Here is an 11,000-nt window from a genome sequence, read left to right on the forward strand (position 1 = left end):
CTTCGCTCGCAATGACGGCGGCTAACCCTCGATCTTGGAAAAATCGGCGACCGCGTTCACCGCGTCGCGAAAGCGCATCAGCAGGTTGAGCCTCTGCTCGCGCTTCGCCGGATCGGGGTCGTTCACGGTCACATGATCGAAGAACTCGTCGATCGGGCCGCGCAGCAATGCAAGCGCGGTCATCGCCCCCGTGAAATCCTCCTGCTCGATCGCTGCGGCGGCTTTCGGCTCCGCCGCGTCGAGCGCCGTAATCAGCGCCTTCTCCTCGGGCAGGTCGGCCCCAGCCTCGCCCGACGCCATCTCGGCGATGACTTCCCTGAGGCCGGGCTCCTCGACCAGCACCAGAGGGTCCTCCTCCCCGGTTTGCGGAATGCCCTGCTCCGCCCGCGAGCTCATGACCTGCGGCCCGGTCCAATTCTCCTTCTTGAGAATGTTCGCCGCACGTTTGTAGGCGGTCAGGAGGTCGGCACCCTCCTCCGTAGCGACGAAATTCTGAAGCGCGTTGACCCGGGCAAGCAGGCGCACCAGGTCGTCCTCCGAACCGAGAGCAAACACCGCATCGATCAGATCGTGCCGGACGCCTGCTTCGCGCTGCTGGACCTTCAGGCGATCGGCGAAGAAGTCGAGTACTTCGGGGGCCGTCCGGTCGAGCCGATGGGCGGACGCCGAATCCTTACATTGGCCGGCCCGATTGGCGAGCGCACCACGGATCGCTTCGGTCAGCGAAATCCGAAGTCCGTTGCCGACGATCAGTTCTATCGAGCCGATTGCCGCGCGGCGCAGCGCGAACGGGTCCTTCGAGCCGGTCGGCTTCTGGCCAATGCCGAAGAAAGCGCAGATCGTGTCGAGCCTGTCGGCAAGCGCGACCGCGGCCGATGCCGGTTCACTCGGCGTTCCATACTGGTCGCGGATCGCCTCGGCGACGGCCTTCGGCTCGCCCTGCGCCTCGGCCAGGTAGCCGCCGATCACGCCTTGCAGCTCGGGGAATTCGCCGACCATCCCGGTGACCAGGTCGGCTTTCGCCAGCCGCGCCGCGCGCTCGACCTGGTCGGGGTCGGCTGTGAGGACGCCGGTTTCAACCAGCCACCGTGCCAGCTTTGCAATGCGTTCGACCTTTTCGGCGAGCGTGCCGAGCTTCTCGTGGAAGACGATGCCGCCGAGCTTTTTCGCTTGCTCCTGAAGCGGCACCTTGTGGTCCTGCTCCCAGAAGAAGCGCGCGTCGGCGAGGCGCGCGGCGAGCACGCGGCGGTTGCCCTCGACGATCGCTTCGCCCCCGTCGCTCGCCGCAATATTGGCGACGCACACGAACGCCGGCGCCAGCCCGCCGTCCGAGGCGGTGCAGGCGAAATACTTCTGGTTCGTTCGCATCGTCAGCACGATCACTTCGCGCGGAACGTCGAGGAATTTCTCGTCGAACCGCCCGAGCAGGGCCACCGGCCATTCGGTTAGCCCCGCATTCTCGACCACCAGGCCCTCGTCGAGAAGCAACGCCAGACCCGCTCCTGCAGCCGCAGCCGCTGCGCCATCGCGGATGATGCGCTCGCGGTCCTCATGATCGACGATGACGTGGCAGGCGCGCAGCTTCTGGGCATAGTCCGAGGCGCCGCCGACGGTGATCGGCCCGCTGTGATGGAAGCGGTGACCGACGGTCGAAGCCCCGCTGACGATGCCGTCGATTTCGACCGGCACGATATCCTCGCCGAGCATGGCGACGATGCCGTGGAGCGGCCGCACCCAGCGCAAGCTGCCGTCTCCCCAGCGCATCGACTTGGGCCACGGAAAATCGCTGACGATCCGCCTGATCGTCTCGGCGAGCACGTCGCCCGCCGCTTTGCCGGGCCGGTCAATGACGGCGAACAGCACGCCGTCGCGCTCCTCCAGCTGTTCGCGCGCCAAGCCCGTCTTGCGAAGGAAGCCATCGAGCGCCTGCGGCGGCGCCGGGCTGCGCGGTCCCTTGATCTCCTCGCGGCTCGCGTGGGTCGCAACGGCAACATCGCGCGCAATCAGCACCAGCCGCCGCGGGGTCGAACGAACATCGATCGGCCCTGTCTCAAGCCCGGCGGCGCTGGTGCATTCGGCGAAGAGCCGCGCCAGCGCGTTGCGCGCCCCGGCCTGCATCCGCGCCGGGATCTCCTCGGAAAGCAATTCGAGCAGGAAGTCGGCCATCAGGCGGCACGCTCCATCCACGCTTCGCACGCACCTTTGGCGAGATCGCGGACGCGGCCGATGTAGGCCTGGCGCTCGGCGATGCCGATCACGCCGCGCGCCTGCAGCGTGTTGAACACATGGCTCGCCTTGATCGCCTGCTCGTAGGCGGGGATCGGCAGGCTCGCGCCGAGGCAACGCTCGCATTCCGCGGCAGCCTTGCGGAACAGGTCGAACAGCGCCTCGGTGTCCGCGACCTCGAAATTGTAGGTCGACATCTCGACCTCGTTCTCGAGAAAGATGTTGCCGTACGTCACTCCGGCGTCGTTGAATCGGAGGTCGTAGACGTTGTCGACGCCCTGGATGTACATCGCCAGCCGCTCGAGCCCGTACGTCAGTTCGCCGGTCACCGGCTTGCACTCAAACCCGCCGACTTGTTGGAAATAGGTGAACTGGGTGACTTCCATCCCGTCGCACCACACTTCCCAGCCGAGGCCCCAGGCGCCCAGCGTCGGGCTTTCCCAATCGTCCTCCACGAAGCGAATGTCGTGCTCGAGCGGATCGATGCCGATCTCCACCAGGCTGCCGAGATAGAGCGCTTGCAGGTCATCGGGGCTCGGCTTCAGCACGACCTGATACTGATAATAATGGCCCAGTCGGTTCGGGTTCTCCCCGTAGCGGCCGTCGGTCGGGCGGCGGCACGCCTGGACATAGGCGGCGCGCCACGGCTCGGGCCCGAGCGAGCGAAGCACGGTCGCCGGGTGGAAAGTCCCTGCCCCCATCTCCATGTCGTAGGGCTGAAGGATGACGCACCCCTGCGCGCCCCAATAGCGATGGAGCGTCAGAATCAGGTCCTGGAAGCTCAGGCTCAAGTAAAAAACCCCGTCGAATTCCCGCCGCGGCTTTGGCGGAAGCGTCTTGAAGGGGCAAGTAGAGGTTCAGCTTGCCGCCGCTAGCTCCTCATGCAAACGCCTCACGGAAAGGCTCTTGAATCCATGCTGAAATCCCTTTTTCGGCGCGCCGTCGCCGCGCTCGGGCTCGGCGCTGCTGCTGTGGTCGATCGTCCGCTATCGCCGCGGTGCCAACCCGGTGCCCTCGCGCAACTCGCACAACACCACGATCGAGGTCATCTGGACGCTCGTCCCGGTGCTGATCCTGGTGACGATCGCAATCCCCTCCATCCGGCTGCTTCGCCACACTTATTCGCCGCCGCCGGCGGACCTGACGGTCAAGGTCACGGGGCACCAGTGGTACTGGAGCTACGAATATCCTGCGAACGGCGTGTCGTTCGACAGCTATATGCTGAAGGAAGCGAACGACCCCACGCGCCAGAAGAACCAGCGTGCCCGAACCGACCTCGACGGGCCGCCGCTGCTCGCGGTCGACGAGCGCGTCGTCATTCCGCAGGGCAAGGTGGTGAAGTTCATCGTCACCGCCGACGACGTCATCCACAGCTTCGCCGTTCCGGCCTTCTGGATCAAGCAGGACGCGAACCCCGGCCAGCTTCACGAGGCGTGGGTCAAGGTCGATCGGCCGGGCGTCTATTTCGGCCAATGCTCGGAGCTGTGCGGCGCCCGTCACGGATTCATGCCGATCGCGGTCGAAGTCGTGCCGCCGGCGCAGTTCGCCGCATGGGTCGCATCCAAGGGCGGCAAGATGCCCGGGGCGCAGCCCGCCGCCGCAGCGGCGCCGGCCGGGGGCACCGACACCGACGCGGTGACGCCGGCTCCAGCCGTTGCGGGGACCGCCACGGGCAATCCGGCACCGGCTCCGCAGAATTCCAACGTCGCCAATCGCACGAACCAGTAAGAGCCACAGATGAGCACCACCGCTGACGCACTGAATCTCAAGCCGCACGGAGCGCACGACGCGCACCACGATGCGGACCACAAGCCGGGCTTCTGGGTCCGCTGGTTCATGTCGACGAACCACAAGGACATCGGCACGCTCTACCTGATCTTCGCGATCATCGCTGGCACGCTCGGCGGCGCGATCTCCGGGATCATGCGCTGGGAGCTGATGGAGCCGGGCATCCAGGTGCTGAACCACGCTTGGCCGATCGGCGCGGGGACCGCCAATTTCGACGAATGGACGCACCACTGGAACGTGCTGATCACTGCCCACGCGCTGATCATGATCTTCTTCACGATCATGCCGGCGATGATGGGCGGATTCGGCAACTGGTTCGTGCCGCTGATGATCGGTGCGCCCGACATGGCCTTCCCGCGGATGAACAACATCAGCTTCTGGCTGCTCGTTCCCGCCTTCCTGCTGCTGCTCGGATCAACCTTTGTTTCGGGCGGAACCGGCCTCGGCGCGGGCACCGGCTGGACGCTCTACGCTCCGTTGTCGACGTCCGGCTCGTCCGGGCCTGCCGTCGACATGGTGATCTTCTCGATGCACCTCGCGGGGGCGAGCTCGATCCTCGGCGCGATCAACTTCATCACCACCATCTTCAACATGCGAGCGCCGGGCATGACCCTGCACAAGATGCCGTTGTTCGTGTGGTCGGTGCTGGTCACCGCCTTCCTGCTGCTGCTGTCGCTTCCGGTGCTTGCGGGCGCGATCACCATGCTTCTGACCGACCGCAACTTCGGCACCGCATTTTTCGACGCGAGCGGCGGCGGCAACGTCGTGCTCTATCAGCACCTGTTCTGGTTCTTCGGCCACCCCGAGGTCTACATCATGATCATCCCTGGCTTCGGGATGATCAGCCAGATCGTGGCGACGTTCAGCCGCAAGCCGGTGTTCGGCTATCTCGGCATGGCTTACGCCATGGTCGCGATCGGCGTGATCGGCTTTGTCGTCTGGGCGCACCACATGTTCACCACCGGCATGAGCGTCGATGAAAAGATGTACTTCACCGCGGCGACCATGATCATAGCGGTGCCGACTGGCGTGAAGGTGTTCAGCTGGATCGCGACGATGTGGGGCGGATCCCTGACGTTCGAAACGCCGATGCTGTTCGCGATCGGCTTCATCTTCCTGTTCACCGTCGGTGGCGTGACTGGAGTCGTGCTCGCCAACGGCGGCGTCGACACCTACATGCAGGATACCTATTACGTCGTGGCGCACTTCCATTACGTGCTGAGTCTCGGCGCGATCTTCGCGATCTTCGCGGGCTTCTATTACTGGTTCGCGAAGATGAGCGGGCGGATGTACAACGAGCTGCTCGGAAAGATTCACTTCTTCCTGATGTTCATCGGCGTGAACGTGATCTTCTTCCCGATGCACTTCCTGGGCCTCGACGGAATGCCCCGGCGAATCCCCGACTACACGCCGGCGTTCGCGCACTGGAACTATGTCGAGACGATCGGCTACATGATCACCATCGCCGGCGTCGGAGTGTTCTTCGTCAACCTGTTCTGGTCGCTCGCGGCCGGCAAGAAGGCGCCGGCCAATCCGTGGGGCGAAGGCGCGACGACGCTCGAATGGACCCTGTCGAGCCCGCCGCCGTTCCACCAATATTCGACCCTGCCGCGGATCGATTAGGTCCTGGTGACAGAGCAACGGGCCGGTTCTGCATGTGCAGGGCCGGCCCTTTTGTGGTGGGCTCAGGGGTTTACCCGCGCGGCCTTGACGATCTTGACCGGCGGTTCGAGCATCTGGCCCTTCATCGCGCCAGTACCCTTGGTCTCCGAGACCGGCGAGGCGAGGATCTTCTTCACCACGTCCATGCCTTCGACGACGTGACCGAAAACGGCGAAGCCCGCGTCGTCGGCGGTCGAATCGAGCGCGGGAATGTCGCTAGCGAGAATGAAGAAGTCGGCGCGCGCGGTGCCCGGCCCGGCATTCGCCAGCGAGATCGCGCCGGCGACGTTGTGAAGCCCGGTCTCGGAGGTCGGCTCGTGCTTGATCGGCGGGTAGAGCTTGCGCGCGTCGCTGGTGATGCCGCCCTGGATCAGGCCGTCGCCGGCGCCTCCGCCCGGCTGATGCATCGCGCGGTAAATGGTCTCGCCGTCATAGCGGTGCGCATCGACGTAGCGCAGGAAGTTGGCCGTCGTGACCGGCGCGTGCGTCTTGTCGAGCGCGACCACGATTCGTCCAGCGCTGGTGTCGATCGCGACCGGCACGAACTCCGCCGACGTCGCGGGCGGAGGCGCAGGAGCGGGCCCAGGCTGGGACAGGGCCGGCGCGGCAGCTGCCGCGAGCAGCGCGGCGACGAGAAAGCGTGTCATCATGCCCGGCCGCATAGCAAAGCCTGGATGAACATCGCCAGTGAGGCTTTTCCTCTCTGCGCCAACCGCTTATAGGCCCCAGCAAATGCCCGCCATCGAACTGACGACTCCAGCCGCTCTTCCGGCCGACTGGCGCGATATCCTCGCGCTCACCAAGCCGCGTGTCATGTATCTCGTGGTCTTCACCGGCCTGTGCGGGATGCTGGCCGCTCCGGGAGTGCTGCCGCTGGCGCTCGGCTTCACAGCGATCCTGTGCATCGCGCTCGGCGCCGGCGCGTGCGGCGCGCTCAACCAATGGTACGAGGCCGACATCGACGCGAAGATGCGGCGCACGGCCAATCGCCCGCTGCCCGCCGGCCGAATGGACCGGCAATCGGCGCTCCACTTCGGCGTCGGCCTCGGCGTGTTTTCGGTAGTGCTGATGGGGATCGCGACCAACTGGCTGGCAGCAGCGCTGCTGACCGCTTCGATCCTGTTCTACGTGCTCATTTACACGGTCTGGCTGAAGCCGCGCACGGCGCAGAACATCGTGATCGGCGGCGCGGCCGGGGCCTTCCCGCCGCTGATCGGCTGGGTCGCGGCGACCGGCCATGTTTCCGCTCTGCCGCTGCTGCTGTTCGCGATCATCTTCCTGTGGACCCCGCCGCATTTCTGGGCGCTGTCGCTGTTCGTGCGCTCCGATTATGCGGCTGCCGGAATCCCGATGCTGCCCGTCGTCGCCGGCGTCCCGAGCACTCGGCGGCAGATCTTCCTCTATAGCCTGCCGATGGCGGCGTCCGCCGTATTGCCGTGGCTGCTTGGCCTCACCGGGCCGATCTACGGCGGCAGCGCGGCGGTGCTCGGCTTCGTGTTCGTCGTCCTCGCGGGGCGGGTCCTCGCCAACCGCGCGACCGATCCGGCGCAGATGGCGCCGGAAAAGAAGCTGTTCGCATTTTCTGTCTTCTACCTTTTTGCCCTGTTCGCCGTCCTCGTCGCGGACCGCTGGCTGGCGGTATGAAGCTCGAAGAAGAGGTGGTCCGGCGGCAGCGCGAACGCGCGCGCATTCTCGCGTGGCTGCTTGGCGGATTCGTCGTGCTGCTGTTCTTCATCACTATCGCAAAAACGGGGATCAACTGGTGAACACTGCCGTCGCCCGGAACAGGAACGGCAGGACCTTGCTCATCCTGGTTCTCATCGTGGCCGCCATGACTGCGCTCGTGGCCGTGAGCCCGACGCTCTACCGGGCCTTTTGCGAGGCGACGGGCTTCAACGGGACCACCCTTCGCGCCGAGCGTGCGCCGGGCGCGGTGGCCGGGCAGGTCAAGGTGCAGTTCGACGCCAACGTCCACCCCGGCCTGCCGTGGCGGTTCGAGCCGGAGCAGATCGCTGTGAACGTCGCACCGGGGGCGCGGACTCAGATATTCTACCGCGCCCAGAACCTCAGCGCGCGTCCGATCACCGGCCAGGCGGTGTACAACGTCACGCCCGACACAGTCGGCAAATATTTCAAGAAGATCGAATGCTTCTGCTTCACCGAGCAGACGCTCAAGGCGGGAGAGAAGGTCGATATGCCCGTCATCTTCTTCGTCGATCCCGCGATCGAGAAGGACCCGGACACCAAGAACGTCCACGAAATCACCCTGAGCTACACATTTTATCCGGTGGAAACCGCCACCGCCTCTCGCTAGAGCAACCACAAAGCAAAAGAGGGAAGCTGCGACACATGGCCGCGACCAAGAACCATGACTACCATCTCGTGGAGCCGGATCCCTGGCCGCTGATCGGCGCGATTTCCGGCGGGGTCATGTTCAGCGGCGCCGTCATGTGGTTCCACGAGAACCGCTACGGCGTGCTGGTCATGCTGCTCGGGTTGCTCGGCGTGCTCGTCACCATGTTCAGCTGGTGGAAGAACACGATCGACGAGGCGCACGAGGGCTATCACACGCCCGTCGTCCAGCTTCACCTGCGCTACGGCATGATCCTGTTCATCGCCTCCGAGGTGATGTTCTTCCTCGCCTGGTTCTGGGCCTTCTTCGATTCGTCGCTTTTCCCGAGCCCGGTGGATTCCGTCGGCGGTGTGTGGCCTCCCAAGGGCGTCGAGGTGCTCAACCCGTGGGGCTTCCCGCTCCTCAACACCCTCATTCTTTTGTGTTCCGGAACGACCGTTACCTGGGCACACCATTCGCTCATCCACGGCAACCGCGACGGGCTGAAGCTCGGGCTTCTGCTGACGATCCTGCTCGGCCTCACCTTCACCGGCGTGCAGGCCTACGAGTACATCCACGCGCCCTTCTCGTTCAAAGGCGGCATCTACGGTTCCACCTTCTTCATGGCGACCGGCTTCCATGGCTTCCACGTGATCGTCGGCACGATCTTCCTGATCGTCTGCTACATCCGCTCGTTGCGTGGCGACTTCACGCCGCGGCAGCATTTCGGGTTTGAGGCGGCCGCCTGGTACTGGCACTTCGTCGACGTCGTGTGGCTGTTCCTGTTCACCTCGATCTACGTCTGGGGCGGCTGGGGCGCCACGTACGCGGGGTGAGCCCCAACCACCCGGACCCCGAGAATTCGCCGCTGTCCGCGGCACTGAAAGGCGACTGCCCGCGCTGCGGCGCGCGCACGCTTTTCAACGGCTGGATTGCCTTTGCTCCGAAGTGCCGCAGCTGCGGCCTCGATTTCGCGAGCTTCAACGTCGGCGATGGGCCGGCGGCATTCCTGATCTTCATCGTCGGGACGATCGTCGTCGTCGCCGCGCTCCTTGTGGACGGCGTGTTCATGCCGCCCTGGTGGGTCCATCTGGTTTGGGTCCCGGTGGCCACAGCGCTGACGATTGGAGGACTCCGGCTGTCGAAGGCCTGGCTGCTCGCCCAGGAATATAAGCACCGCCCGCCCGAAGGACGTATTGCCGGATGATAAGGCGCCTGCCCCTCGTCCCGACGATCCTCGTTGCCGCGGCGGTTGCGGTGATGATCGGCCTCGGTGTCTGGCAGCTGCAGCGGGCGACCTGGAAAGAAGGCGTGCTCGCCGAGTTCGCACGCTCCGAGAAGCTGCCGCCGATCACCTGGCCGACCGCGCCGCTGGACAGCGCCCAGCTGCCGCTGTTCCGCCACGCGACCGGAGTCTGCCTGAGGCCGGTCGGCCAGCGCGCCATCGCCGGTCAGAACCTGAATGGCGAACCCGGCTACGTAATTATCGTCGACTGCGTGATCGGGGGGGAAGGGCCCAGGATGGCCGTCCAGGTTGGGTGGACCAGGAACCCTAACGTCAAGGTCAACTGGAACGGCGGGCCGGTCAGCGGCATCATCGTCCCCGACCGCAAATCGCGGATGAGGCTGGTGGCGGCGGGCGCGCCGCCGGGGCTGGAGCGCAGCCGGCCGCCCGACGTCAGCTCGGTCAGTCCGATCACGCCGGCGGTCCATCGCGGCTATGCGGCAACCTGGTTCGCCCTGGCGATTGCCGCGTTGACCATCTACGCGCTAGCCATCGGGAAGCGGATCAAGCGGGAGCGAGGAGCAAGTTGAGCCCCGGTATGCACGTGCTTCGCAACGGCCTGAGGATCGCCGTCGACCCGCTCCCGGGGGCGGAGTCGGTCGCCCTCGGCGTCTATGCGATGGTCGGCTCCCGTTCGGAGCCGGACCACCTCAACGGCCTCGCCCACGTGGTCGAGCATATGGTGTTCAAAGGCGCCGGCGGACGCGACACGCGGCAGATCGCCGAGGCGATCGAGGATGTCGGTGGGATCATCAACGCCTGGACCGCGCGCGACCAGACGGTTTTCTACGGGCGGACGCTGGCGAAGGATGCGCCGTTGCTCGCCGAGCTCATCGCCGATTTCCTGCGCGCGCCGCACCTGGACGAGCGGCATCTCGAGCGCGAGAAAGTGGTGATCCTGTCCGAGCTCGGGGAAGTGGTGGATTCCCCCGACGACCTTGTCCACGACCATCTCTTCGAAGCTGCGTTCGAGGGCCAGCCGCTCGGCCGCTCGGTGCTCGGGCGCGCGGACACGCTGGAGTCGATCACGGCCGAGGACTGCCGCAACTGGATCCGGGATGAGCTCATCCCTTCGCGGCTGATCCTGACGGCGAGCGGCAAGCTCGAAGAGAATGAAATCCTCCGGCTCGCCGAGAGGCTGTTCGGCGACATGGAAGTCTGGCCCGGCGTTCCCATCGGCCGTGCCGAGTTCAGCGGCGGCGTCCGCAACGACCGCCGCGAGTTCGAGCAGGCGCACTGGTGCCTCGGCCTTCCGGGTTTCGCGGCCTCGGATCCGCGGCTTCCTGCATTGTCGGTGTTTGTGCAGGCGCTCGGCGGTGGCATGTCATCGCGGCTGTTCCAGGAGCTGCGAGAAGAGCGCGGCCTCGCTTATTCCGTCAGCGCCTGGAGCCAGGCATATGCGGACACCGGCATGGTGGCGATGAGCTGCGCTGCCGACCGCAACCGCGCCGTCGAATCGATGCACCTCGCGCGGGCCGTGCTTGCCGATGCCGTCGAGACGCTGACCGATGCCGAGGTGAGCCGCGCGCGGGCGCAGCTCGAGGCGGGGCTACTGATGGGCATGGAGAGCGTTCACGGCCGTGCCGACCAGATGGCGCGGTCGATCGAAGTGTTCGGGCGAATCCTCACGCTCGACGAGTTGCTTGGCCAGCTTCGCGGCGTCGATGCCGCGGCCGCGCGCTCGGCGGGCGCCGCGCTGCTCGACGG

General features: G+C 65.7%; 12 protein-coding genes. 9 read left to right on the top strand and 3 right to left on the bottom strand.

Going from position 1 to position 11,000, the window contains the following annotated elements; genetic code table 11:
- Positions 1–21: 21 nt before the first annotated feature.
- Positions 22–2,166: a glycine--tRNA ligase subunit beta gene (glyS, locus tag GH737_RS02835; protein ID WP_155263347.1), complete on the bottom strand. Its 2,145-nt coding sequence runs from the start codon at positions 2,164–2,166 to the stop codon at positions 22–24.
- Positions 2,166–2,996: a glycine--tRNA ligase subunit alpha gene (locus GH737_RS02840; protein WP_155263356.1), complete on the bottom strand. Its 831-nt coding sequence runs from the start codon at positions 2,994–2,996 to the stop codon at positions 2,166–2,168. Before GH737_RS02840 ends, glyS begins: the two co-directional genes overlap by 1 nt.
- 199 nt (positions 2,997–3,195) lie before the next feature.
- Here GH737_RS02840 and coxB point away from each other — a divergent pair, with 199 nt between their 5' ends.
- Positions 3,196–3,954 carry a cytochrome c oxidase subunit II gene (gene coxB / locus GH737_RS02845; protein ID WP_338061762.1) on the top strand — a complete coding sequence of 253 codons (759 nt, stop codon included), beginning with the start codon at positions 3,196–3,198 and terminating at the stop codon, positions 3,952–3,954.
- A gap of 9 nt (positions 3,955–3,963) precedes the next feature.
- Positions 3,964–5,637, top strand: coding sequence for a cytochrome c oxidase subunit I (ctaD, locus tag GH737_RS02850; protein WP_155263349.1), 1,674 nt, complete (start codon positions 3,964–3,966; stop codon positions 5,635–5,637).
- A 62-nt stretch (positions 5,638–5,699) separates the two neighbouring features.
- Here ctaD and GH737_RS02855 read toward each other — a convergent pair whose 3' ends face one another.
- Positions 5,700–6,326 (bottom strand): peptidylprolyl isomerase, encoded by a 627-nt coding sequence (locus GH737_RS02855; protein WP_338061761.1) that lies wholly within the window; start codon positions 6,324–6,326, stop codon positions 5,700–5,702.
- Positions 6,327–6,408: 82 nt separating this feature from the next.
- Here GH737_RS02855 and GH737_RS02860 point away from each other — a divergent pair, with 82 nt between their 5' ends.
- The 7 genes from GH737_RS02860 to GH737_RS02885 all read left to right on the top strand — a co-directional run.
- Entirely contained in the window at positions 6,409–7,320 is a 912-nt protein-coding gene (locus GH737_RS02860) for a heme o synthase (protein WP_155263350.1), read from the top strand.
- Positions 7,317–7,442, top strand: coding sequence for a hypothetical protein (locus GH737_RS15970; RefSeq protein WP_275401942.1), 126 nt, complete (start codon positions 7,317–7,319; stop codon positions 7,440–7,442). The genes GH737_RS02860 and GH737_RS15970 overlap by 4 nt, the downstream gene beginning before the upstream one ends.
- Positions 7,439–7,990 (top strand): cytochrome c oxidase assembly protein, encoded by a 552-nt coding sequence (locus GH737_RS02865; RefSeq protein ID WP_155263351.1) that lies wholly within the window; start codon positions 7,439–7,441, stop codon positions 7,988–7,990. Before GH737_RS15970 ends, GH737_RS02865 begins: the two co-directional genes overlap by 4 nt.
- A gap of 35 nt (positions 7,991–8,025) precedes the next feature.
- Positions 8,026–8,844, top strand: a complete 819-nt coding sequence (locus GH737_RS02870; RefSeq protein ID WP_155263352.1) for a cytochrome c oxidase subunit 3 — start codon at positions 8,026–8,028, stop codon at positions 8,842–8,844.
- Positions 8,841–9,215 carry a DUF983 domain-containing protein gene (locus GH737_RS02875; protein WP_155263353.1) on the top strand — a complete coding sequence of 125 codons (375 nt, stop codon included), beginning with the start codon at positions 8,841–8,843 and terminating at the stop codon, positions 9,213–9,215. Before GH737_RS02870 ends, GH737_RS02875 begins: the two co-directional genes overlap by 4 nt.
- Complete coding sequence (locus GH737_RS02880; protein ID WP_230558589.1) at positions 9,212–9,823, top strand: SURF1 family protein; 612 nt, start codon at positions 9,212–9,214, stop codon at positions 9,821–9,823. Before GH737_RS02875 ends, GH737_RS02880 begins: the two co-directional genes overlap by 4 nt.
- On the top strand, positions 9,820–11,000 hold a 1,181-nt coding region (locus GH737_RS02885), incomplete at its 3' end, for a M16 family metallopeptidase (RefSeq protein ID WP_196232947.1). The genes GH737_RS02880 and GH737_RS02885, both read left to right, overlap by 4 nt.

The sequence above is a fragment of the Sphingomonas segetis genome (assembly GCF_009720245.1).
Lineage (GTDB): Bacteria > Pseudomonadota > Alphaproteobacteria > Sphingomonadales > Sphingomonadaceae > Sphingomicrobium > Sphingomicrobium segetis.